The organism is Actinacidiphila sp. bgisy144, assembly GCF_057708105.1.
Genome location: NZ_JBYIRM010000008.1, coordinates 225,911 through 248,403 on the forward strand (window position 1 = coordinate 225,911; position 22,493 = coordinate 248,403).

Annotated in this window: 20 protein-coding genes; 12 read left to right on the plus strand and 8 right to left on the minus strand. The window is 74.9% G+C overall.

Features of this window, described 5'->3' with window-relative positions; genetic code table 11:
• Positions 1 to 153 precede the first annotated feature (153 nt).
• The gene (locus tag AC3EVP_RS12635; protein ID WP_435129288.1) at positions 154 to 1,434 is read left to right on the plus strand and encodes a DegT/DnrJ/EryC1/StrS family aminotransferase; all 1,281 of its coding nucleotides are present in this window, start codon (positions 154 to 156) and stop codon (positions 1,432 to 1,434) included.
• Positions 1,431 to 2,606 (plus strand): DegT/DnrJ/EryC1/StrS family aminotransferase, encoded by a 1,176-nt coding sequence (locus AC3EVP_RS12640; RefSeq protein ID WP_435129291.1) that lies wholly within the window; start codon positions 1,431 to 1,433, stop codon positions 2,604 to 2,606. The genes AC3EVP_RS12635 and AC3EVP_RS12640 overlap by 4 nt, the downstream gene beginning before the upstream one ends.
• A gap of 106 nt (positions 2,607 to 2,712) precedes the next feature.
• Here the strand turns inward: AC3EVP_RS12640 and AC3EVP_RS12645 are convergent, their stop codons facing one another.
• Entirely contained in the window at positions 2,713 to 3,963 is a 1,251-nt protein-coding gene (locus tag AC3EVP_RS12645) for a nucleotide sugar dehydrogenase (protein ID WP_435129294.1), read from the minus strand.
• 367 nt (positions 3,964 to 4,330) lie between these two features.
• On the opposite strand from AC3EVP_RS12645, the gene AC3EVP_RS12650 reads away from it, so the two are divergent.
• From AC3EVP_RS12650 to AC3EVP_RS12685, 8 genes are all read left to right on the plus strand, one after another.
• Positions 4,331 to 4,834, plus strand: coding sequence for a hypothetical protein (locus AC3EVP_RS12650; protein ID WP_435129297.1), 504 nt, complete (start codon positions 4,331 to 4,333; stop codon positions 4,832 to 4,834).
• Positions 4,835 to 4,911: 77 nt separating this feature from the next.
• Positions 4,912 to 5,757 carry a class I SAM-dependent methyltransferase gene (locus tag AC3EVP_RS12655; RefSeq protein ID WP_435129300.1) on the plus strand — a complete coding sequence of 282 codons (846 nt, stop codon included), beginning with the start codon at positions 4,912 to 4,914 and terminating at the stop codon, positions 5,755 to 5,757.
• Entirely contained in the window at positions 5,754 to 7,478 is a 1,725-nt protein-coding gene (locus AC3EVP_RS12660; RefSeq protein ID WP_435129303.1) for a CoA transferase, read from the plus strand. The genes AC3EVP_RS12655 and AC3EVP_RS12660 overlap by 4 nt, the downstream gene beginning before the upstream one ends.
• Positions 7,475 to 9,259 (plus strand): class I adenylate-forming enzyme family protein, encoded by a 1,785-nt coding sequence (locus tag AC3EVP_RS12665; protein WP_435129306.1) that lies wholly within the window; start codon positions 7,475 to 7,477, stop codon positions 9,257 to 9,259. Before AC3EVP_RS12660 ends, AC3EVP_RS12665 begins: the two co-directional genes overlap by 4 nt.
• Positions 9,260 to 9,362: 103 nt before the next feature.
• Positions 9,363 to 10,412: a UbiA family prenyltransferase gene (locus AC3EVP_RS12670; RefSeq protein ID WP_435129309.1), complete on the plus strand. Its 1,050-nt coding sequence runs from the start codon at positions 9,363 to 9,365 to the stop codon at positions 10,410 to 10,412.
• The gene (locus tag AC3EVP_RS12675; protein WP_435129312.1) at positions 10,409 to 12,043 is read left to right on the plus strand and encodes a class I adenylate-forming enzyme family protein; all 1,635 of its coding nucleotides are present in this window, start codon (positions 10,409 to 10,411) and stop codon (positions 12,041 to 12,043) included. The genes AC3EVP_RS12670 and AC3EVP_RS12675 overlap by 4 nt, the downstream gene beginning before the upstream one ends.
• Positions 12,040 to 13,389, plus strand: a complete 1,350-nt coding sequence (locus tag AC3EVP_RS12680; RefSeq protein ID WP_435129315.1) for a protoporphyrinogen/coproporphyrinogen oxidase — start codon at positions 12,040 to 12,042, stop codon at positions 13,387 to 13,389. Before AC3EVP_RS12675 ends, AC3EVP_RS12680 begins: the two co-directional genes overlap by 4 nt.
• Before the next feature lie 83 nt (positions 13,390 to 13,472).
• The gene (locus AC3EVP_RS12685) at positions 13,473 to 13,790 is read left to right on the plus strand and encodes a hypothetical protein (RefSeq protein WP_335974406.1); all 318 of its coding nucleotides are present in this window, start codon (positions 13,473 to 13,475) and stop codon (positions 13,788 to 13,790) included.
• A gap of 79 nt (positions 13,791 to 13,869) precedes the next feature.
• On the opposite strand, the gene AC3EVP_RS12690 is transcribed toward AC3EVP_RS12685, so the two are convergent.
• From AC3EVP_RS12690 to AC3EVP_RS12710, 5 genes are all read right to left on the minus strand, one after another.
• The gene (locus AC3EVP_RS12690; RefSeq protein ID WP_435129319.1) at positions 13,870 to 14,610 is read right to left on the minus strand and encodes a class II glutamine amidotransferase; all 741 of its coding nucleotides are present in this window, start codon (positions 14,608 to 14,610) and stop codon (positions 13,870 to 13,872) included.
• 301 nt (positions 14,611 to 14,911) lie between these two features.
• Positions 14,912 to 15,910, minus strand: coding sequence for an amino acid ABC transporter permease (locus AC3EVP_RS12695; protein WP_435129322.1), 999 nt, complete (start codon positions 15,908 to 15,910; stop codon positions 14,912 to 14,914).
• Positions 15,907 to 16,554, minus strand: a complete 648-nt coding sequence (locus AC3EVP_RS12700; RefSeq protein WP_435129325.1) for an amino acid ABC transporter permease — start codon at positions 16,552 to 16,554, stop codon at positions 15,907 to 15,909. Before AC3EVP_RS12700 ends, AC3EVP_RS12695 begins: the two co-directional genes overlap by 4 nt.
• A 4-nt stretch (positions 16,555 to 16,558) precedes the next feature.
• A complete protein-coding gene (locus AC3EVP_RS12705; protein ID WP_435129328.1) occupies positions 16,559 to 17,533 on the minus strand; it encodes a glutamate ABC transporter substrate-binding protein in 975 nt (324 codons plus the stop codon).
• 205 nt (positions 17,534 to 17,738) lie between these two features.
• Positions 17,739 to 18,491: an amino acid ABC transporter ATP-binding protein gene (locus tag AC3EVP_RS12710; protein WP_335974389.1), complete on the minus strand. Its 753-nt coding sequence runs from the start codon at positions 18,489 to 18,491 to the stop codon at positions 17,739 to 17,741.
• Positions 18,492 to 18,636: 145 nt separating this feature from the next.
• Here AC3EVP_RS12710 and AC3EVP_RS12715 point away from each other — a divergent pair, with 145 nt between their 5' ends.
• On the plus strand, positions 18,637 to 19,530 hold the full coding sequence (locus AC3EVP_RS12715; RefSeq protein WP_435129332.1) for a LysR family transcriptional regulator: 894 nt from the start codon (positions 18,637 to 18,639) through the stop codon (positions 19,528 to 19,530).
• 55 nt (positions 19,531 to 19,585) lie between these two features.
• Here the strand turns inward: AC3EVP_RS12715 and AC3EVP_RS12720 are convergent, their stop codons facing one another.
• Entirely contained in the window at positions 19,586 to 20,428 is an 843-nt protein-coding gene (locus tag AC3EVP_RS12720; RefSeq protein WP_435129335.1) for a helix-turn-helix transcriptional regulator, read from the minus strand.
• Positions 20,429 to 20,662: 234 nt separating this feature from the next.
• On the opposite strand from AC3EVP_RS12720, the gene AC3EVP_RS12725 reads away from it, so the two are divergent.
• Positions 20,663 to 21,604: an SDR family oxidoreductase gene (locus tag AC3EVP_RS12725; RefSeq protein ID WP_435129338.1), complete on the plus strand. Its 942-nt coding sequence runs from the start codon at positions 20,663 to 20,665 to the stop codon at positions 21,602 to 21,604.
• Between the two features lie 23 nt (positions 21,605 to 21,627).
• Here the strand turns inward: AC3EVP_RS12725 and AC3EVP_RS12730 are convergent, their stop codons facing one another.
• Positions 21,628 to 22,485, minus strand: coding sequence for a fumarylacetoacetate hydrolase family protein (locus tag AC3EVP_RS12730; RefSeq protein ID WP_435129341.1), 858 nt, complete (start codon positions 22,483 to 22,485; stop codon positions 21,628 to 21,630).
• Positions 22,486 to 22,493: the final 8 nt, after the last annotated feature.

Sequence of the window (22,493 nt, forward strand, 5' to 3'; positions counted from 1 at the left end):
AGCGGCTGCCCTACCGTCGGGAGCGGTTCGTCCGGGGCGCGAGGTCCGGGGCGCCGAACACGCGCCGGCGCAAGCGCCTGCCGCATGCGCCCGGTGCGCCCGGTGCGCCCGGCCCAAGTGCCGGGGCAGCGCCGACAAGGCAGAAAGGCGGAGATGGACCTCCAGCAGACCGCGGACCCGCGACAGGCGCCGGACCAGGCCCCGCAACCAGCACCGCAGCAGCCCGCGGGCCTGCCCCGCTCCGCAGCCGGACACCGACAAGCCGACCCCCAACACGCCGACCCCGTACCCTTCTTCACCCAGGCCGCCTCCTTCACCTCCCTCTGGCCGCGCATCGAGCAGCACCTCGGCGAAGTGCTCGCCGACGGCAAGTTCTCCCACGGCGCCAAGGTCGGAGAGCTGGAGCGCGCCCTCGCCGAGTACACCGGCGCCCGGCACGTCATCGGCGTCAACAGCGGTACGGACGCGCTGGTCCTGCTGCTGCGTGCGGCCGGACTGCGGCCCGGGGACGAGGTCGTCGTCCCCGCGTTCAGCTTCGTCGCCACCGCCTCGTCGGTGGTCCTGGCCGGCGGGCGGCCGGTGTTCGCGGACGTCGACCCGGTGACGTACGCCCTGTGCCCGGAGTCGGTGGAGCGCGTGCTCACCCCGCGCTGCCGCTTCCTGATGCCGGTGCACCTGTTCTGCCAGCTGGCGGACATGACCCGGCTCGGCGAACTGGCCGGGCGGCACGGGCTCACCGTCGTCGAGGACAGCGCGGAGGCGATCGGGATGCGCCTGGGCGGAGTCCACGCCGGACTGCTCGGCGCCGGCGGGGTGCTGTCGTTCTTCCCGACGAAGACGCTCGGCGCGATCGGCGACGCCGGGGCGGTGCTCACGGACGACGACGGGATCGCGGAGACGGCGGGCGCCCTGCGCCACCACGGCAGGTTCGGGCGCACCCTCGGGGACTTCACCACGATCAACACCGGCAGCACACTGCCGGGGTGCAACAGCAAGATGGACGACATCCAGGCGGCCGTGCTGCTGGCGAAGCTCACCCGCCTGGACGCGGACATCGCCCGCCGCGCCGAATTGGCCGCGGCGTACGACCGGCGGCTGGCGGGGACGCCGGGAGTGCTGCGGCTGCCGACGGCGGTGGACCGCGGGGAGCGGGCCGAGCCGGTCTTCTACGTCTACGTCGCCGAGTTCGAGCGGCGCGACGAACTCGCCCGCCACCTCGCCGACTTCGGCGTGCAGACCGAGACGTACTACCCGAGCCCCCTGCACCTCCAGCCCTGCTTCGCCGAACTCGGCCACCACCCGGGCGACTTCCCGGCGGCCGAGGCCGCCTGCACGCGCACCCTCGCGCTGCCCCTCTACCCCGACCTGCCGCCCGACGCCGTGGACCGGGTCTGCGACGTGATCCAGGACTTCTACGCCGGAGCCCGCCCGTGACGACGACCGCCACCACCCAGCCCCAGCCCCAGGCCCAGCCCGCGCACGGCACGCGCCTCCCCTTCTTCCCGCCGGACCAGTTCGGCGCCGACAGCGCCCACCTGCTGCGCCTGGTGCGGGAGACCGGCACCGGAGCGGCCCAGAAGTTCATCCTCGGCGAGCAGACGGCCCGCTTCGAGCACGTGCTGCGCGAGCGGCTCGGCGCCGCGGACGTGGTCGCCTGCGGCAGCGGCACCAGCGCGCTGACCCTGGTGCTGGCGGCCATGGGGATCGGCGCGGGGGACGAGGTGGTCGTCCCCGCGTTCGGCTGCGCGCCGCTGGCCAGTTCGGTCGTGGCGCTCGGCGCGGCGCCGGTCTTCGCGGACATCGACCCCTGGACGATGGTGGTGGACCCCGACGACGTGGAGCGCCGGATCACCCCGCGCACCAAAGCGCTGATGCCCGCGCACATGTTCTCGGTGATGGCCGACATGCCGCGGTTCGCCGCGCTCGCCCGGGACCGCGGGCTGCGGCTGGTGGAGGACTCGGCCGTCGCCCAGGGCGGTGTGCTGCGCGGGGTGCCGGCCGGGCTGTCGGGCGAGGCGGGCGTCTACTCCTTCGTGCAGGTGAAGACCTTCGGCACGGCCGGCGAGGGCGGGGCGGTGGTCACCCGTGACCCCGAACTCGGCCGCACGGTGAGGATGTTGCGCAACCACGGGCAGGACGGCGTGCACCGCTTCGTGCACCACCGGATCGGCTGGAACAGCCGCTTCGACGAGGTGCTGGCGGCCTTCCAGCTGCACCGGCTGCCGGGGCTGGCCGACCGCCTCGAACGCCGCGCGCGCATCGCCGCCCGCTACACCGAGCGCTTCGCCGACCTCGCCGTGCGCGGTGTGCTCGCCCCGCCGCCCGGCCGCGACGGACGCTGCTTCTACGTCTACACGCTCCAGGCCGACCGGCGCGACGCGCTGCGGGCGCACCTGGCCGAGCGCGGCATCGGCAGCCACGTCTACTACCCGCTGCCGCTGCCCCACCAGCCGGCCTTCTCCCGGTACGCGGCGCCCGGCGACTCCTGGCCGGCCGCCCTACGGGCCGGGGAGCGCATCCTGTCCCTGCCGATCTACCCGCAACTCACCGACGACCAGGTGGAGTACATCGCCGACGCGGTACGGGAGTTCGCCGTCGGCACCTGAGCGCCCGCCCCCGCATCAGAACCGCGCCGCCCGACCGACCCGACCGTACCGCCCGACCCGATCCGTCCGGTCCGACCCGTACCCCCTGCTCGACCCGCATCGCCGCTCAGAGTCGTACGACGCCCTCTCCGCTCGCCCGGCCGGTCGTGTCGAAGAGCAGCCGCGCCCCCTTCGCCAACGCCCGGACGTCGTAAGCGGAGTGCGCCTGGAGCAGCACGACCAGGTCGGCGTCGGCCGCGGCGGCGTACGGGTCGGCCTGGCGCCGCAGCCGTACGCCGTGCAGCGGCAGGTCCGCCACGTGCGGGTCGTGCCAGCCGACCTCGGCGCCCAAGTCCGCCAGCCCGCGCGCCACGTGGAGGGCGGGCGACTCGCGTACGTCCTCGGTGTCCGGCTTGTACGACACGCCCAGCAGCGTGATCCGGGCGCCCGGCAGCGCCACCCCGTGCTCCGCCAGCAGGCGCGCCGCGCGCCCCACCACGTGGTCCGGCATGACGCGGTTGGTGTGCAGCGCGGCGCGGACGAGCGGGAAGGCGTCGGCGGGCGCGCCGTGCAGGAGGTAAACCGGGTCGACCGGGATGCAGTGCCCGCCCACGCCCGGACCGGGCCGGAAGGACTGGAAGCCGAACGGTTTCGTCCCGGCGCACGCGACGACGTCCCAGATGTCCGCGCCGACCTGGTGGCAGTACCGGGCGAACTCGTTGACCAGGGCGATGTTGACGCTGCGGTAGGTGTTCTCCAGCAGCTTGGCCAACTCCGCCTCGCGGGTGCCGCGCGCGACCACCACGTGGTCCACGAACTGCTCGTACAGCGCCGCGCATTGCTTCGCGCACACCCGCGTGAGCCCTGAGACCACCTTGGGCGTGTTGGCGATGCCGTAGAGCGTGTTGCCCGGGTCGACCCGCTCGGGGGAGTAGGCGAGGTGGAAGTCCACCCCGGCGGCCAGCCCCGAGGTCTCCAGCAGCGGTGCGGCCAACTCCTCGGTGGTGCCCGGGAAGGAGGTCGACTCGACGACGACCAGCGTGCCGGCGCGCAGGTGCCCGGCGACGGTGCGGCACGCGGCCCGCAGCGGGCCGAGGTCGGGCCGGCCGTCCGCGGCGAGCCCGGTGGGCACGCAGATCGCCACGGCCTTTGCCCGCGCGACCAGTTCGGGGTCGGTGCCGGCGGTGAATCCGGCGTCGAGCATCCCGGCCACGTCCGCGTCGCTGACGTCCCGGACGGTGGAGCGTCCGGCGCGCAGTGCGGCGACGGTGGAGGGCTCGATGTCGAGGCCGGCCACGGCTAGCCCGGCGCCGGTCGCGGCGCGGGCCAGCGGCAGCCCCACGTAGCCCAGGCCGACCACCAGCAGATCGAAAGGCATCAGACCGAAACTCCCCTGGGGCGGCACGTGTTGCGAAAAGCGGCCGGCCCCGAACGCCCGGGGCCGCAGAAGCGATCCTGCCCATTGGCCCGGACCGCCCGCGGACGGCACGGCACCGCGGCGCTCAAGCGAGTGATTTCTTCACTCCAATGGCATGTGCCCCGTGTCCGGCACCGCGTGCCGGGGTTGGGTTCGCGGCACCGCCGGCAGCCCCAAGAACCCTGGTCCGAGCGGTGGTTCGGCAGCCCGGGCCGCCCTGCGACACCGTCGGGTGATGACCGGAATGGGGTTGATGCGAAGTATGTGGGGACATGGTGTACTTCGGTCCGAACCCGGGCAGTGGGCCCGGGCCGTTCGAGGAGAATCCATGACCCGTTTTGTCACGGCGAAGCGTGCGGCCGTCGCCGCCACCGCGACCGGCGCCGCGGCGATCGCTCTCGTGGCCGGCACCACCGGTTCCGCCACCGCCGCGCACCAGGAGGCCACCGCCCCGCCGTCGCTGACGCTCAACTTCAGCGCGAACAACGACGAGGCCAACGCCGCCAACGCCCTGGGCGCCGGCTTCGGCGGCAGCGCCACGGTCACGGACTCCGCCGGGAAGGCGGTCGGCACCGCCTACGACATGTGCGACAAGGACGGCATCAGCGCCAAGCAGGTCACGGCCTTCTGCCACGCCGACGTCGTCTTCGACAACGGCGACCAGGTCGCGCTGTCGGTGGTCTTCCCGATCCAGGACCCGGTCACCGCCACCTACCCGAAGTCCTTCGACGGCGTCGTCACCGGCGGCACCGGCGCCTACAAGGGCCTGACCGGCGCGGCCCACTTCACCAACACCGCGCTCGCGGTCTACACGGTGAGCTGGGACGTCTGACGGACCCGCACCACCATCCGGTGGGCCACTGCCCCGGCGGCGGCCCACCGCCCCCACCGCGCCGTACCGGAGAACCCATGCCTGCCGCGACCCGCAGCACCACCGCCACCGTCGAGGAGACGGCGGCGGCCACCGCCCCCGAAGGCGGCTACGCCTTCGACAACGACAGCCCCCACGCGACCGAGCAGCACCGCTGCCTGGCCGCCGCACACGACCGGATCACCACCGACGCGCTCGCGCGGACCGGGGTCGGCCCGGGCTGGGACTGCCTGGAAGCCGGCGCGGGCGGCGGCAGCGTGGCCCGGTGGCTGGCGCGGCGCACCGCACCGGGCGGCAGCGTGCTCGCCACGGACGTCAAGCCGGCGCACATCCCCGCCCAGGCGGGCCTCGAGGTGCGGCGCCACGACATCGTGCGCGACCCGCTGCCCGACGGCGCGTTCGACCTCGTGCACTCCCGGCTGGTCCTCACCCACCTGCCGGAACGCCGGGCCGTACTGCGCCGCCTGCTGCGCGCGCTGCGCCCCGGCGGCCACCTCCAACTGGAGGAGTTCGACATCGACTACGCGCCGGTGCTGCTCGCCCCCGACGAGCGCACCCGCGCCGGCTACGAGGCGTTCCGCGCCGCCAAGGGCCGCGCGCTGCGGGCAGCCGGCGCCGACCCGTCATGGGGGCGGACCTGCGCGGAGGACCTGCGCGCGGCCGGGTTCACCGCCATCGACCCGGTACCCCACCTCGTGCCCTGGCGCGCGGACTCGCCCGGGCTCCAACTCCAGCTCCACCACACCTACCACCTCCGCGCGCAGCTGCTGGAGCACGGGCTGACGGAGGAGGAACTGCTCGCGGCGCGCGACGCGATGCGGCATCCCGGCTTCCGGGCCGCGTCCTGCGTGCTGTACTGCGTGCAGGCGAGGCGGCCGGAGTGACCACGGGAGTGACGGCCGGGGCGCCGCCCGGACCCGCGGAGACGGCCGCGGCCGCCACGCGCGGCACTGTTCCGCCCGCTCCCGGCACGCCAACACCGCCCGCCCGTACGGCTGGTGGACGGCAGGAGCCGCCGGTCACGGCGCTGCGGCTCGCGGCGTCCCATCTGCGGGCGGCCGGCTGCCATGTCGAACCGGGGCCGCCCGGCAGCGGTACGGCGTTCACCGCCCGGGCCGGCGGGGCACGGGCGAGCTGCGTGCTGAGCTGGGCGGGACCGGTGGACCTGCCGCTGGCCGGCGAGGCCGACGTACAGGCCGCCTGCGGCCTGGCGCACGTCCACGGCCGCCGCTACGGCCGCCCCACCGCCCTCGGCGTCGCCTACGCGAGCTGCGTCGCCGGCCTGCTCGCCGCCACCGGAACACTGGCCGCCCTGGCCGCCGCAGCAGGCCGCGGCGGCAGCACACACCTGATCTGCAAGGGCACGGGTGCGCGCGCGGCGGTCACGGTCCGTACGTCGGTCGCCGAGGCGGCGCTGCTGTCCGTCGGCCAGTACCTCGCCGCCGCGACCGCCGGGGACGACGGCTGGACCGAGCCCGCCGGGCCGGGCGGACCGCCGTTCCAGGCCGCCGACGGCAGCCGCTTCGAGCTGGAGACCCTGGACCCGGGGGCGTGGCTGCGCTTCTGGACCGCGCTCGGCGTGGACCGCGCCGCCGCCGGGCACGGCTGGCACGCGTTCGGGCAGCGCTACGCCACCGCCGTGTGCCCGCTCCCACCCGCGCTGCTCGCGGCGACCGCCTGCCACGCGATGCCGTACCTGCGGCGCGTGGCCCGCGGGACGGGCGTGGACGTCACCGCCGTGGCCGTCGCGCCACGGCCCGCGCAGGCCGCCGACGAGCAGCCGTGGCAGCTGCGCACCCTCGGGGAAGTCGGCCCGGCGCCCGCGGAGTTGGGGCGCGGCGGGGCCGGACCGCTGGACGGGGTGAGCGTGGTCGAGGTGTGCCGCCGGGTCCAGGGCCCGCTGGCCGGCCACCTGCTGCGGCTGCTGGGCGCGCGCGTCGTCCGCGTCGAACCGCCGGGCGGCGACCCGATGCGCGGCATGCCGCCGCTCGCGGGCGACTGCTCGGCCCGCTTCGCCGCCCTCAACCACGGCAAGGACGTCCTGGAGGCCGACCTCGGTACGGCGGCCGGGCGCGCCGCGGTACGCGAACGCGTGGCGGCGGCCGACGTGTTCCTGCACAGCCTCGCCCCCGGGAAGGACCTGCGGGCGGGCCTCGACGCCCGGTCGCTGATCGCGCTGCGGCCCGGCCTGGTGCACGCCGCCGCGTCCGGCTGGGGCGGCGAACGCGGCCGGCGCCCGCCGACCGGCACCGACTTCCCGGTCCAGGCGTGGTCCGGGCTCGCCGCCCTCGTCACCCCGCCCGGTCTGCCCCCGGCACCCTCCCTGCTCACCCTCACCGACGTCCTGGGCGGCGTCGCCTGCGCGGAAGGCGCCGTCGCCGGGCTGCTCGCGGCTCGCCTGACCGGACGCGGGCGGGCCGTCACCACCTCACTGCTCTCGGCCGCCCGCCTGCTGTGCCGCCCGGAGTTCCGCACCGCCCCCGAGGAGGCAACCGTGCCCGCCTGCACCGACCTGGCCGCCCTCGCCGCCGACCCGCGCTTCGCGCCCGTCCTCGACCACGGCCCGTGCGTACGGCCGCGCGGCCCCTGGGAGTTCACCCGATGACGGCCCGCACGGCGACACCGCCGCAGACCGGACACCGCAGCTGGACGTCCCGTGCCGGGCTGCTCCTGCGGGACGCGGTGCCCGCGCGGACACGGCGGGAGTGGGTGGCGCGCGGCGACTGCCCGGACCGCGGTGTGTACGAGGCGTTCGCCGCGCAGGTACGGGCGCACGGCGGCCGGACGGCCGTACGGACCCCGGACACGGTGCTCGACTACCGCGAACTCGACGCGCGGGCACGGCAGATGGCGTCCGGGCTGCGGGCGCTGGGCACGGGGCCCGGCGACGTGGTGGGCATCCGGCTGGCGGGCGGCTGGCCCGCGCTGGCCGCCGACCTCGCCGTGGCGGCCGTCGGCGCGGTGGCGCTGCCCTGGCCGGCCGGGCAGGGCAGCCGGGAGAGCCACGCCCTGCTGGCCGGGTCGCGGGCCCGGCTGCTGATCGCCGACACGCCGGCGGACCTGCGGCACGGCCCGCTGCCGTACCTCGAACACCAGGTCGGGGTCGAGGAGTTGCTGCGCGAAGGGGGAGACGCCGACGGGTTCGTGCCGGCCGCGGTCGAGCCGGAGGACCCGGCGCGCATCCTGGTCTCCTCGGGCTCCGAAGCGGCCCCGAAGATGGCCGCCTACAGCCACAACGCACTGCTCGGCGGCCGCGGCACCTATGTGGACGCGGTCCTGCGCGACCCCGGCCCCGAATCCGACCCCGGTCCAGACTCCGAATCCGGCCCCGGCCCCCGTCCCGCGCCCGAAGACGACGGCACCCCTGCCCGCGGCGTCCCGGCCGCCCTCGTCCTCGCCCCGCTCGCCTCCTCCTACGGCTCCCTCGCCCTGGTCGCCCTCGCGCGCTGCGGAGCGACCCTCCACCTCCTGGACCGCTTCGACCCCGGCGCCGCCCTCCGCGCCGTCACCGAATGGCGCCCGACCCACCTGCTCGCGGTGCCCACGATGCTGGGCCGGATCGCAAGCCACCCGCCCGTGCCGGGGGAGGACCTGAGCTCGCTGCGGGCCGTCGTCTCCAGCGGCGCCCAGCTGACCTCCGCGGTGCTCGCCGCCGCGCTGGCCCGGCTCGGCCGCCCGGTCACCAATGTCTACGGCTCCAGCGACGGCGTGAACTGCCGCGCCACATGGACCGGCGCGGACCACGACGTGCGCCGCGTGGGCCGCCCCGACCCGCGCGTCACCGAACTGCGCGTCTGCGGCAGCGACGACACGCCGCTGCCGTACGGGCACCGCGGCGAGATCCAGGCCCGCGGCCCGATGAGCCCGCTGTGCTACGTCGGCGCGCCCGACCTGGACCGCCGCTACCGCACCGCGGACGGCTGGGTGCGCAGCGGCGACCTCGGCGTGATCGACCCGGACGGCACGCTGCGGGTCCTGGACCGGCTCCGGCAGACGGTGATCCGCGGCGGGTGGACCGTCAGCCCCGCCGAGGTGGAGGAGCAACTGCACGCGCACCCGTACGTCGCCGAGGCCGCGTGCGTGGCCGTGCCCGACCCGGACCTGGGCGAACGCCTGTGCGCGTGCCTGGTGCAGCGCCCGGGCACGGTGCCGCTCGACACGGCCGCGCTGGCCGCCTACCTGACCGTTGAGCGCGGCCTCGCCCGGCGCAAGGCGCCCGAACTCGTGCTGCACCTGGAGCAGTTGCCACTCGGCGCCACCGGAAAGGTCTGCCGCCGCACCCTGACGGCCGCGGCGCAGGCGGCGGTTGCCGCGTGCGCCGCCCTCGCCGAGCCGCCCGCCCGCGGCGGACCGGCCGCCGTACGCCCGTACCCGGCAGGCGCGTAGCGGCGCCCGAAAGCACTCGGCACCACCCGGCACCACCCGGCAGTACCCAGCAGCACTCAGCAGCACCGAAGTCGTACCGCACCGCAGGAGGACCACCCCGCCCATGGAACGCGCGCCCGTACTCGACACCGCGGCCCAGCCGACGGACCGAGCCGTCCCCCAACAGGCCGTCCCGGAAAGAGCCGTGCCGGCCGCCGCCGAAGCGTCGCCGATCACCCCCGGCAGCTGGCGCGCCTACGCCAAGCTGGCCAAGCTCGACATCCTCGACTACTACCTGAGCATCCCGCTCGCCGCCGCGATGTTCGTCCCGTACGGGACCGCGGCCTCCGCCGGGTCCGCCGGCCGGCTCGCGCTGGTGCTGCTCCTGTTCTTCCTGGGCGAACTCACCATGGTGGCCGGGATGGTGGCCTTCGACGACGTGACCGGCTACCGCGACGGCAGCGACGCGGCCAACTACGGTCCCGACGCCGCCGCCCGCCGCCTCGCGCGCAAGCCGCTGGTGGCCGGGACCCTCACCGAACGGCAGGCCCTGCGCTTCGGCACGGCGGCGGTCGCGCTGTGCGCGCTGTTCTGGGGCGGCGCGGTCCTCGCCGCGCCCGCGGCGCCGAAGTGGGCGGTGCTCGGCACGGCCGCCTGCGTGGCCTTCGGGTTCCAGTACTCCTGGTGGCTGAAGTTCAGCTACCGCGGCTTCCAGGAGCTGTTTCTCGCCGCGCTCGGCTGGGGCTATGTGCTGCCGCTGTTCGGGCTGCTGACCGGACGGGCCCCCGGGTTCGTGGTGGTGCAGGCGCTGCTCTTCGGGCTCGGCCCGGTGCTGTTCGGCGTCTACTCCAACATCAACGACCGGGCCGGGGACCGCGCGGTCGGCCGGCTCACCGTGGCCGCCGTCGCCTCCGCACGCGGCAACTCCGCCTTCATCGCGGCGGTTTCGCTGCTGGAGGCGCTGCTGATCGTGGTGCCCTCGTGCACCGGGACCGCACCGTGGTGGTTCGCGGTGCTCATGGCACCCGTGGTGGCGCTGCGGGCCCGGCAGTGGGTCCAGGGCAACCTGCGCGGCGACGTGCTGGCCGCCCGCACCGGCGGCATCCGGCTGCACCGCCTGGCCACCGCGCTGATGGCCGCGGCCGACCTGCTGCTGGCGGTGACCCGGCGGTGAAACCCCTCGACCCCGGCGTCGTCTTCGACGCCCTCGCCCGGCGCGGCTCACCGACCGTGGTCCACCTCAGCCGCCCGCTCGACCTGGCACCCGAGGCGGGCACCCGGCTGGACATCCCCGGCCTGGCCGACCTCGTCCGCGACACCGCGGCCCGGCTCGCGGCCGCCGGCGCCGGCCGCGGCGACCACGTCGCCGTCGTCAAGCGCAACCACTGGGACTGCGTGCTGCTCGCCTGCGCGGCGGCCCGGATCGGCGCGGTCCCCGCGCTGCTGTCCGACCACCTGGCACCCCTGGTCCTCGACACCCTCCTGGAGCGGCTGCGGCCCGCGGTCCTCGTCACGCAGGACCATGTGCTGCGCGGCGCGTCGGAGGCGGGCGTGGACCTCACCCGACACACGTCGGCCACCGTGACGCTGGACCAGCACGGCGCCGACTCCCGGCGCCCCGCCCCCGATCCCGCCGCCACCCGCCAGGTCCGCGCCTTCCACGACCTGCCCGTACGTCCCGACGCCGCCGTGCCGCAACAGCGCGCCGACGACGGCCCGTTGGCGGTCCTGCACACCTCGGGCACTACCGGCGTGCCCAAACTGGTGGTCCACTCGACCACTACGCTCATCCGCCGCCTCGCCGGATTCGAGGCGCGCCGCTGGCCGGTGGTCACCGCGCGCCGCGCCGACACCGTCGCGAGCGCCATCTCGTTCGTGCACGGCCGCGCGTTGGCGTGGACGGTCAGCACCCTGTGGCACCGGCCCCGCGCGGTCGTGATCGTCGCCGACTCCGACCCGGACACCGCGAGCCGCACCCTGGGCGCCCACCCGCCGACGATCCTGGAGGCGCTGCCGTCGACCTACGTGCGCTGGCAGCGCCTGGCGACCGGCCCGGACAACCCGTTCCGCGCCGTGCGCATGTACATCTCCACCTTCGACGCCATCCACCCGCCCACCGTGCGGGCCTTCCTCACCGCCACCGGTAGGGCCCGGCCGGTGTGGATGCAGGGCTGGGGGCAGACCGAGACCGGGCCGCTCACCTTCCGCTTCCTCACCCGCCGCGCGCTCGTCCGCCGCGCGGAGCGCCACCCCACCACCCGCAACCTCGGCCGCCCGGTGCCCGGTTGGGTCGGCCTGCGGGTGGTGGACCCGCAGACCCTCCGGCCCCTGCCGCGCGGGCAGGCCGGCCTGGTGCTGACCCGCACCAGGGCCCGCTGCCTCGGCTACCTCGGCGAGGGCGACCGCTGGCGGGAGAAGGCGCACGGCGACTGGTTCAACACCGGCGACCTCGCGGTACGCACCCGGGGCGGCGCGCTGCTGCTGCTCGACCGCGAGGTGGACATGATCCCCGGACTCAGCTGCGTGGAACTGGAGGACGTGCTGCACGACCGGCTGCCCGAGGTCGAGGAGGCCGTCGTGCTCGGCGCCGTGGACCGCGCGCCCCAGATCGTGCTGGTCGTCAACGCCCCCCTGGACGAGGAGCGTTGGCGACAGGCGGTACGCGACCTGCCCGCGCTCGGCACGCCGCTGGTGATCGAGTGGGACGACGTGCCGCGCACCGCCACCGGCAAGGTCCGCCGCCACGAACTGCGCGACCGCTACCTGGCCGGCGCCGCCGCCCACGGGTCGGGGAGGTGGACATGACCGACCTCGACGTCGCCGTCGTCGGCGCCGGCATCGGCGGCCTCACCACCGCCTACCGCTTCCAGCAGGCGGGCCGCTCCGCGACGGTCTTCGAGGCCGGCCCGCGCGTCGCCGGCCGCATGGCCAGCTCACGCGTGGACGGCTACCTCGTAGACGAGGGCGCGGAGACCATCGCCGCGAACGGCTACCAGGCCACTTGGCGGCTGATCCGCGAACTCGACGTCCCGGACGAGCACGTGGTGCCGGTCCGGGCCGGGTTCGCGCTGTGGCGCGGCGGCCGCGCCCACGCGCACCTCGGCCACCCGGCCGGGCTGCTCACCGGCGCGGGCATGTCCTGGACCGGCCGGCTGGCCTGGCTGCGCTTCACCGCGCAACTCGTCCGCAAGCGCGCCGAGTTCGACCCCGACCGGCCCGAACTCGCCCCGTCGGCGGGCACGACCGTCGCCGAGTACGCCGCCCGCCACCACCCCGACCTGCACGACTGCCTGCTCCAGCCGCTGTCCGGCCACTGCTTCGGCTGGCGCTCGGAGCGCTCCGCGGCCGCGCCCATGCTCGCCACCCTGCTCTCCGTCGGCGGCGCCGGCGCGAGTTGGACCACCTACACCACCGGCATGGACACCCTCCCGCGCGCGCTGGCCCGGCACGTCCCGGTCCGGCTGAACAGCCCTGCGGCCGCGGTCGAACCCGCCGGTCCGGACGGGGCCCGCCTCCAGCTGGCCGACGGGCAGACCCTCACCGCCCGGCAGATCGTGCTGGCGGTGCCCGCACCCGTCGCCCGGACCCTGTACGCGGACGCGCCGCCGGAGGAACGGGCCTTCCTGGAAGCGTGCACCTTCGCGCCGATGCTCAAGGCCGTCTGCCTGCTGGACCGGCCGCTGCCCAGCCCCACCCGCACCCCCAGCTACGCGCTGTCCGTGCCGGTCGGGGAGAGCCGGATCTGCTCCGGGCTGCTGCTGGACCACCTCAAAGCCGAGGGGCGGGTGCCGCCCGGCCGCGGCATGGTCAGCCTCTTCGGCTCGCCCTGGACCAGCCACGGCCTGCTGGACGCCGACGACCACGAGATCACCCGCACCCTGCTCACCGAGGCCGAGCGCTTCCTGCCCGGCCTCGGCGCCGCCACCGTCCGCACCCTGGTGCACCGCTTCCGCCACGGCCTGCCCGAGGCGACGCCCGCCGCGCTGCGGCTGCGCGCCGGCTTCGCCGCCCGGCCGCCCGGCCCGATCGACTACGCCGGGGACTGGACGCTGCTGCGCCCCAACAGCGAGGGCGCGGTCCGCTCGGCGGAACAGGCCGTGCACCGCGCCGCCGCGCGCACGGCCGCCCCCCTCGTCCGGACTCCGCGGTGATCGGGCACCACCCGGCCCACCGGGCCGGTCCGGATCGGCAAGCCCCACCCGTCAGTGACATCCCACCCACCGGAGGAACCCCCATGCGTCTGATCACCACCGCGGCCGCACTCGCCGCCGCCGCCGTCGTCGGCCTCGCGTCCGCGCCCGCCCAGGCGGCGAGCGGCCAGGTCGTCGTCTTCTCCACCGAGGTCCAGCCGCTCGACACCTACCAGGACCCGAGCGGCTGCCAGCAACTGCCGCCGCTGGCCCACGTGCTGGACAACCTCACCGACGCGCCCATCAAGGTCTACGCCGACCCCTTCTGCACCATCCCCGCCACCCTCCCCAGCTCCGGCATCGGCGTCCTCGCCCCCGGCTACGGCACCCACGTCTCCGGTGTCGGCAGCTTCTCCGCCTGACGAGCCCGCCCCTCCCGCCGGGCGCCCCTCGTCCGCGTACGACGGCGCGCCCGGCGGCCCGGCCCGGCACGGTCAACGGTCAGAAGGGGTGGACCGTGACGAAGAGGCTGCCGCGGGCGACCTCGAGGACATGGCCTTCGGGCAGGACCGACCACCGCGGCGGCTCCTGCGGCCAGCCCTCGGACGCGACGAGGACCTGGTCGTCGTCGACGCGGTAGCTGAGCGCGAAGTAGCCCGGTCCGCGGCGGCCGACCACCTCGGAGTGCGGGTCGTGCGCGGTGTAGGCGTACACCGCCTCGGGGGTGAGCAGCATGCAGTTCAGGCTGGCGAAGCGGGCGGCCCGGCCGCGGATGAGGGCCGCGGTCTCCGCGATCGCCTCGGGCGGCCGCACCCCGTCGTCGATGCGGCGGCGGACCGCCAGGTAGAAGCGCTCGCTGTCGGTGTCGCCCTCCGCCGCGCCCAGCGCGGGCGCGCCGATCACGTCGTCCAGGCAGCCGGGCGGGTGGAAGTCGCCGTTGTGGACGAACGCCATCCGCTCGTCGCCGAACGGGTGGGTGTTCCCGGCCGTGACCGGGAACTGGGGGCTGGCCATCCGCAGGTGCAGCAGGGCGGCGTCGCAGTCGCGGCCGGCCAGCACCGAACGGAACCGGGCGCTCTCGTCGGCGCGGACCGGCTCCTTGACCGACCCGACGGTGCCGTGCCCGGTGGGGAAGGCCGCGCCCCAGCCGTGGCTGTGCTCGCAGGCGAGTGCGAGGAAGGGGGCGAGGTCCGCGGCGAACAGGTCGCCGAGCGGCTGGGGCCGGCGGGCGACGACGCCCATCAGTCGACACATCTGCGGGTCCAACTCTCTTCGGGGAGGGCGTCGCCGGCCGGTCGTCCGGGCACGGCGAAGCCCGGCCGCGGGCAGCGCGGAACGAGGACGGGGTGCGGATCGGAAAGCGGCGCGGGTCGGATCGGATCGGCGGGGCCGATCGGAAGGCGGTGCGGGCCGGACCGGCGGGGCGGCGCCGCAGGAGCGGGCCGGGCGGTGCACGAGGGGAGGGCCGTGCCCGCCCGGCCGCTGCCCGGCCGGGCTCCGGTGCAAAGACGGGGAACCGCACCACCCGGCCGGGGACTTGGGGTCAGCCCGCCGTACCGGCAGGTGCTGAACCGGCAGGCGCTGAACCGTCGGGCGCCGCGCCGCGCCCGGCGGCGGGCCGTCGCCGCCGCCCGCGCCGCCGGGCGGGGCCCAGCCGCCGTTCCCACTGCCCGGCCGCGGTGGCGAGCAGCGAGTTCACGACGACGTACATCGCCGCGACCACCAGGTAGCTCTGGACGATGGTGTGGTCGTACTCGCCCAGGACCTTCGCGGAGTTGAGCAGTTCGAGGAAGCTGACGACGTAGCCCAGCGTGCTGTCCTTCAGCAGGCGGACCAGCTGGCCGATCAGCGAGGGCGCGGTGGCGCGGACGGCCTGGGGCAGCACCACCAGCCGCATCGCCGGCCAGTAGCCGAGCCCGAGCGCGTGGGCGGCCTCGGTCTGGCCGCGCGGCAGCGCCCGGACCCCGGCCCGGAAGATCTCGGCGAACACCGCGGCGTTGGTGATCACGATCGGCCACACCAGCTGCCAGAACAGCGGCAGGCGCACCCCGGCGCTGGGCAGGCCGAACAGGAAGGCGTAGATCAGCAGGAGCAGCGGCACCGCCCGCATCGTCTCGACGTAGAGCCCGGCCAGCCACTTCACGGGCCGGTTGCGGGCCAGCCGGCCCAGCGCGAGCAGGGCGCCGCAGGGCACCGCGATCGCCGCGCTGACCAGGGTGACCCTGACGGTCGCCCACAGCCCCTTGAGCAGGTAGCGGATCACGGCCTGCTGGGTGAAGAGGTTCCACTTCGCCGCGTCGAGCTGGCCGTGCCGGGCGAACTGCCGTACCGCCAGCCAGACCAGCGCGGCACACACCAGCAGCGACAGGGCGGTGGCGACGGCGATCCGGGCCCGGCCGCGCGGGCCGGGCGGGTCGAAGAGGACGCCGTCGTCCGCGTCGCTCCATGCCGCCAGCCGCTCGCGCAGCGACAGCCGGGGCCCGGCAGCCGGGTCCGGCCCGGGAGAGGCGGGCCCGGGGGAGGCGGATGCGCTCTGCTTCATCGCACCACCATCAGCTTCCGCTCGGTGAGGGCCGCCAGCCGTCCGATCAGCAGGGTGATCGCCACGTAGCACAGCGCGGCGGCGCCGAAGGTCACCAGCGGCTGCGCGTACTGCTGGTCGAGGAGTTCGGTCTGCCCGGTCAGCTCCTGGGTGACCCCGACGGCCGAGGCCAGCGAGGAGTTGAGGGTCACCGCGATGAGCAGCGACGCGAGCGGCTGGACCATCGACCGGAAGGACTGCGGCAGCACGACCAGCCGCAGCACCTGGAAGAAGGACAGGCCCAGCGCCCGTCCCGCCTCGATCTGGCCGGCCGGCACCGACCGCACACCCGACCTGACCGCCTCGCAGAAGAACGCGGCCCAGTACAGGCTCATCGCCGTGACCGCGGTCCAGAACAGCGAGTAGACCATGCCGATCTCGGGCAGCCCGAACACGAACAGCGTCAGCAGCACCAGTAGCGGCACGCTGCGCAGGACCGCGACATAGGCCCGGCCCAGCAGGCGCAGCGGGAGCACCGGGCTGATCCGGCAGCAGGCCAGCAGCAGCCCGAGCAGCCCCGCGAACAGGAAGGTGCTGCCGCTCAGTTCGAGGGAGACCAGCAGACCGCGGCCGAAGACGCCCAGGTGGGATGTGATGACGTCCATGGCGTCAGCTGACCGTCGGCGGGGTCGGGGCGTCGCCGGGGACCTGGGTGCCGACGGTGGCCTTCCAGACCTTCGCCCAGGTGCCGTCGGCCTCGACCTTCTTCAGCCAGTTGTTGACGAAGACCTTGAAGTCCGGCTGGTCGAGGGGGAGCCCGATGCCGTAGGGCTCCTGGCTGAAGGTGCTGGAGGACACCTTGACGTCGGAGTTGGTCGACGCGTTGCCGGCCAGGATGCCCTGGTCCAGGACGTAGGCGTCGGCACGGCCCTGCTGGAGGGCCTGGAGGCACTCGGTGTTGGTGTCGAAGAGCTGCACCTTGGCGGTGGGCGCGGCCTTCTTGACCGCTGCGGCGGCGGTGGAGCCGGACTCGGTGACCACCGTTTTGCCCGCGAGGTCGGCGGCCGACTCGATGCCGGAGGTGGACTTCTTCACCTCGATGGCCAGGCCGTCCTGGTAGTAGGGCCCGGCGAAGGCGACGGACTTCTCCCGCTCGGGCGTGATGGTGTAAGTGGCGAAGACCGTGTCCACCTGGTGGCTCTTGAGCAGTGCCTCGCGGGTGGCGGAGGTGACGTTCACCAGCTTCGTGGACGGCTTGCCGATGATGTACTTCGCGAGCAGTTCGGACATGGCCGCGTCGAAGCCGTCCACCTTGCCGGTGGTGGGGTCGAGCAGGGAGAAGAGCGCCGCGGTCTGGGTGCCGCCGACGACCAGGGTGCCCTTGGCCTTGATCTTCGCCGCGGTGGAGCCGCTGGGCAGCAGTGACGCGTCGGCGGGTTGTTCGGCCGCGATCAGGGCGTCGACCGTCTTGCTCGCCGAGGCGGCGGCCGAGCCGCCCTTCGCGCCGGGCGCGCCGGGCACCGCCGAGGAGCTGCCGGAGCTGCTGGAGCAGCCGCTCACGACGAGCGCGGTCGCGGCGATCAGGCCGGTGGCGAGGCCGCTGCCCGTGCGGGCGCGGCGGAACGCCGTTCGGTGGACATTCATGGCTCTCCTGAAGGACGGAAACCGGAAAAGGACGCCGGTAAAGCCCCGAAAAGGGGCGCGCGGAAAGTCCGTTTCGACGGTTCGGGGGCGGAAGTGTTCGGTGGTCGGAATATTCTGCGGGCGGAGTATTAGGGCGGCGCGGAATGCGGAGCCGGGGCGGCCGGGGGTGACTTGGGGGTGGCTTGTGGACGGCTGGGGGCGGCGGCTATACGTGGTGCAGCACCTTCGCGAGGAAGTCGGCGGCGCGTTCGTGGCGGGGGGAGGTGAAGAACTCGGCGGGCGGCGAGACCTCCAGAATCCGGCCACCGTCCATGAACACCACGCGGTCGGCGGCCTTGCGGGCGAAGCCCATCTCGTGGGTGACCACGATCATCGTCATGCCCTCGGCGGCCAGCTCGACCAGGACCTCCAGCACCTCCTGGATCATCTCCGGGTCGAGCGCGGACGTCGGCTCGTCGAAGAGCAGCACCTTCGGGTCCATCGCCAGCGCCCGGGCGATCGCGACGCGCTGCTGCTGGCCGCCGGAGAGTTCGGCGGGGTAGGCGTCCGCCTTGTCGGCCAGCCCGACCCGCGCCAGCAGCTGCCGGCCCGCGCGCTCCGCGTCGGCCCGCGCCCGCCTGCGCACCTTGACCGGCGCCAGCACCACGTTCTGCAGCGCCGTCAGGTGGGCGAAGAGGTTGAAGGACTGGAAGACCATCCCCGCGTCCGCGCGCAGCTCCGCCAGCCGCCGCCCCTCGGCCGGCAGCGGCACGCCGTCGATGGCGATGGTGCCCGACGTGATCGTCTCCAGCCGGTTGACGCAGCGGCAGAGCGTCGATTTCCCGGACCCGGAAGGGCCGATCACCACGACGACTTCACCGGCCGCGACATCCAGGTCGATATCGTGCAGTACCTGGGTGCGGCCGAAGTGCTTGTTGACTCCGGCGATCCTCACCAGCGGTTCGGCGGACGCGCTCACGGGGAACTCCTGGGGGCCGGGAAGCGGGCCCGAAACGACGGTTCCGGGGCTCCGCGGGTTCGCGGCCTCTATTGCAGCGGACGCCGGCCGCCGGGTCCAACGAGAGTTTTTTCACCTCTCCATCAATGACGCTTATCCTTTGCGGATGTTGGACGTACGCCAGTTGGAGGTGCTGGCCGAGATCGCGCGCACGGGCTCCTACACCGCCGCCGCCTCCTCCCTCGGCTTCACCCAGCCCGCGGTCAGTTACCAGATGCGGCGGCTGCAACAGTCCGTCGGCACACCGCTGTTCACCCGCGTCGGGCGCGGGCTGCAACTGACGCCGACCGGGGAGAGCCTGGTCCGGCACGCCGACACGATCTTCTCGGTGCTGCGCGCCGCCGACCAGGACATCGCCTCCCTGGTGGCCAGGGGCGGCGGGCTGGTGCGCATGGTCGCCTTCCAGAGCAGCTGTCTGACGCTGCTGCCGCAGGTGATCACCTCGCTGGCGGCCGGCCACCCCGACGTGCGGGTCACCGTCACCCAGGCCGAACCCGTCGAGGCCCGCCGCCTCATCCGTACCGGCGAGGCCGACCTCGGCCTGCTGTGCAACTGGGAGAACGAGGACACCCCCGAGGGCGAATCGGCCATGCTGCGCGTCCCGTTGATGACCGACCGGCGCTGCGTGGTGATGCGCGAGGACCACCCGCTCGCCGACCGCCCGGCGATCGGCCTGGACGAACTGGCCGACCAGCGTTGGGTGATGGAGAGCCACCGGGACCGGTTCGCCGCGGCCTGCACCAGTGCGGGGTTCCAGCCGCAGATCAGCGCGACCGTCGACGACGCGCACGCCATCCAGGCGCTGGTGGCTGCCGGGCTGGGCATCACCCTGATGGGCGAGATGGCGCTGCGCGGTCCGGTCGTCCCGTCGCTCGTCCACCGCCCGCTGCGGGACTGGCCGTTGCGCCGCACGTACGCGCTGCTGTGGCCGGACATGGCGGACGTGGCGGCGGTCGCGACCGTCCTGCGGGCGATCCGCGCGGCCGCCCGGACGCACTGACACCGCCCGCACGCGACATCCCGGGGGGAGCCCGGGGGCGTTCCGGGCGGCGCGGTCAGACGGCGGCGCGGGGCGCGGTGAGTGCCAGCAGCCGCAGCTTGTCGTGGCTCTCGCTGCCGGGCTCGGCGGTGTAGACGAGCAGCCGGTGCGACTGGTCCGGGTCCAGCAGCGTCTGGCAGTTCAGCTCCAGCGTGCCGACCTCGGGGTGGACGAAGCGCTTCACGTGGTGCAGGCGGACCCCGACCTCGTGCCGCTCCCACAGCTCGCGGAACTCCGCGCTGCGCGCCCGGAGCAGCTCGGCGTACCGGTCCGCGCGGGACCCCGGGCCGCGCAGTGCGGCGATCTCGCGCAGCCCGGACGCGAACGCCCGGGAGAGCAGCGCGTGGTCCTCGGGTACGTACATCGCGCGGGTGCCCGGGTCGGTGAACCACCGGAAGCCGAAGCTGCGCTCCGGGCCGGAGTAGCGGGTCGAGTCGCCGGTGAGGGCGACGCCCAGCGGACTCTGCCGCAGGGTCTCCCCGAGCTCGGTGACGATCTCCGCGGGGGTGTCGTCCAGGCGGTCCAGGACCCGCAGCAGGCCGGGGCCGACGTGCCCGCCCGCCGCGCCGCGGACCGGCGGGGCGTGGCCGGCGAGGCGGAAGAGGTGGTCGCGTTCGGCCGGCGACAGGTGCAGGCCCTGGGCGATCGAGGCGGCCATCTGCTCCGACGGCTGGGGGCCGCACTCCCGCTCCAGCCGGGAGTAGTAGTCGGCCGACATGTGGCAGAGCGCGGCGACCTCCTCGCGGCGCAGTCCGCGGGTCCGGCGGCGCTGCCCGCGCGGCAGGCCCACGTCCTCGGGTTGCAGCAGCTCCCGGCGGCGGCGCAGGAAGGCGGCCAGCCCGCTCCGGTCGATCTCCACGGCTCTCCTCCCACCCGCCGGACCCGCCGGCCGGGCCCACCCGGCGGCCCGCGTCCCGCGCGGCTCCCTCCTTTCTAACGCCCCCGGCCGCCCCCATCCACTGATCGCCGATCCCCCCTTCGCGGACCCGCCCGGCGGCCCCCGCCCCGCGGAACATCGGATCGGCAGTCCCTGAAAGGCGCCGCCGATCGTTGCCACAGTGGGCAGCAGAGGACGCCACCAGGGAGAGACCACATGCCGCGCAGGACCATCGACATCACCGTTCCCGACCAGACCGGAAAGCTCGCCGTCGTCACCGGCGCCAGCGACGGCATCGGACTGGGCATCGCCACCCGCCTCGCCGCCGCCGGCGCGGAGGTCGTCCTGCCGGTCCGCAACCCGCGCAAGGGCGAGGCGGCGCTCGCCGAGATCCGCCGGCAGGTCCCCGCCGCGCAGGTCTCGCTGCGCACCCTCGACCTGTCCTCGCTCGCCTCCGTCGCCGCGCTCGGCGCGGCCCTGCGCGAGGAGGGCCGGCCCGTTCACCTCCTGGTCAACAACGCCGGCGTCATGACCCCGCCGGAGCGGCAGACCACCGCCGACGGCCACGAGCTGCAGTTCGGCACCAACCACCTGGGCCACTTCGCCCTGACCGCCCACCTGCTGCCCCTGCTGCGCGCCGGGCACGCCCGGGTGACCTCGCAGGTCAGCGTGGCCGCGAACCGGCATGCCGTGCACTGGGACGACCCGGACTGGGAGCGGTCCTACGACGGCATGCGCGCCTACAGCCACTCGAAGATCGCCCTCGGCCTCTTCGGACTCGAACTCCAGCGGCGCAGCGACGCCGGCGGCTGGGGCGTCAGCAGCAACCTCTCCCACCCCGGCGTCGCCCCCACCAGCCTCCTCGCGGCCCGCCCCGAGGTCGGCCGCGCCAAGGACACCCTGGGCGTACGCGTCATCCGCGCCCTGTCCGCGCGCGGCATCGTCGTCGGCACCGTCGAGACCGCCCAGCTCCCCGCGCTGTACGCGGCGACCTCCCCCGACGCGAAGCCCGGCGGCTTCTACGGCCCGGCCGGCCCCGGCCAGCTCGGCGGCCGCCCCGCCGAGCACCCGCCCTACTCCCGGCTGCGCGGCACCGCCGACGCGCAGCGCCTGTGGCAGCTGTCCGAGGACCTCACCGGGGTCCGCTTCGAGGACTGACCGGCCGGGCCGGGCCGCCCGCGCTACACCGCGGGGTCCAGCCGCCGCCCGGCGGAGTCCCACACGCGGCGCAGCGGGTCCGCGATGTCGACGGTCAGCTCGCCGATCCGCTCGATGGCCAGCGTCACGCGGTCGCCGTGCTGCACCGGGCCCATGCCGATGTGGTGCGTGCCGGTGGCGATGACGTCGCCGGGGGCGAGGCCGGAGACCGAGGACGCCACCTCGATGAGCCGGTCGATCCGGTTGGCCATCTGCCCGGTCGAGTAGCGCTGCCGCACCTCGCCGTTCACCGACAGCTCGACCACCAGGTCGTGCGGGTCTGGGACGGCGTCGGCGGTGACCAGGAAGGGGCCCATCGGGCCGAAGCCGCCCAGCGACTTCTTGACGTAGTAGGTCTGCCCGACATCGCGCGCCGACAGGTCGAGGAACCCGGTGTAGCCGAAGACGTGGCCCATCGCGTCGGCGGCGCCGATGTCACGGCCGCCCCGGCCGATGACGACCGCCAGTTCCGGTTCGTGGTGGAAGACCCGCGCCTCGATCGGCGGCAGCGTCACCGTCGTACCGGTCCCGGTGATCGACAGCGGCGACTTCAGGAAGAAGTCCGCCGCCACGCCCTGCCGGTCGTCGGCGTAATTCTTCACCGCGCACAGCAGCTGCTGCGGGGACGGGACCGGCGCCTCGAGTACGACCTCGGCCAGCGCGGGCGAGGCGTCCCCGGGCAGCGCGGCCAGCCGGTCGCGCACCTCGTCGTAGCTCTCGATCAGTGCGGCCAGGCGGTCCTGCGGCCGGGTCGTGCCCGGCACCAGCGACTCGGGCACCTCGGCCACCCGGCCGCCGCCCACGACGCCGAGCCGGCCGCCGTCGAAGAAGCAGAGAATCAAGGGAACTC

Coding starts and splice junctions, on each gene's coding strand:
- AC3EVP_RS12665 (WP_435129306.1), top strand. CDS start 7,475: ATGACGGCCCGCACGGCGACACCGCCGCAGACCGGACACCGCAGCTGG.
- AC3EVP_RS12715 (WP_435129332.1), top strand. CDS start 18,637: ATGTTGGACGTACGCCAGTTGGAGGTGCTGGCCGAGATCGCGCGCACG.
- AC3EVP_RS12680 (WP_435129315.1), top strand. CDS start 12,040: ATGACCGACCTCGACGTCGCCGTCGTCGGCGCCGGCATCGGCGGCCTC.
- AC3EVP_RS12725 (WP_435129338.1), top strand. CDS start 20,663: ATGCCGCGCAGGACCATCGACATCACCGTTCCCGACCAGACCGGAAAG.
- AC3EVP_RS12650 (WP_435129297.1), top strand. CDS start 4,331: ATGACCCGTTTTGTCACGGCGAAGCGTGCGGCCGTCGCCGCCACCGCG.
- AC3EVP_RS12695 (WP_435129322.1), bottom strand. CDS start 15,910: ATGAAGCAGAGCGCATCCGCCTCCCCCGGGCCCGCCTCTCCCGGGCCG.
- AC3EVP_RS12635 (WP_435129288.1), top strand. CDS start 154: ATGGACCTCCAGCAGACCGCGGACCCGCGACAGGCGCCGGACCAGGCC.
- AC3EVP_RS12670 (WP_435129309.1), top strand. CDS start 9,363: ATGGAACGCGCGCCCGTACTCGACACCGCGGCCCAGCCGACGGACCGA.
- AC3EVP_RS12705 (WP_435129328.1), bottom strand. CDS start 17,533: ATGAATGTCCACCGAACGGCGTTCCGCCGCGCCCGCACGGGCAGCGGC.
- AC3EVP_RS12690 (WP_435129319.1), bottom strand. CDS start 14,610: ATGGGCGTCGTCGCCCGCCGGCCCCAGCCGCTCGGCGACCTGTTCGCC.
- AC3EVP_RS12655 (WP_435129300.1), top strand. CDS start 4,912: ATGCCTGCCGCGACCCGCAGCACCACCGCCACCGTCGAGGAGACGGCG.
- AC3EVP_RS12645 (WP_435129294.1), bottom strand. CDS start 3,963: ATGCCTTTCGATCTGCTGGTGGTCGGCCTGGGCTACGTGGGGCTGCCG.
- AC3EVP_RS12685 (WP_335974406.1), top strand. CDS start 13,473: ATGCGTCTGATCACCACCGCGGCCGCACTCGCCGCCGCCGCCGTCGTC.
- AC3EVP_RS12700 (WP_435129325.1), bottom strand. CDS start 16,554: ATGGACGTCATCACATCCCACCTGGGCGTCTTCGGCCGCGGTCTGCTG.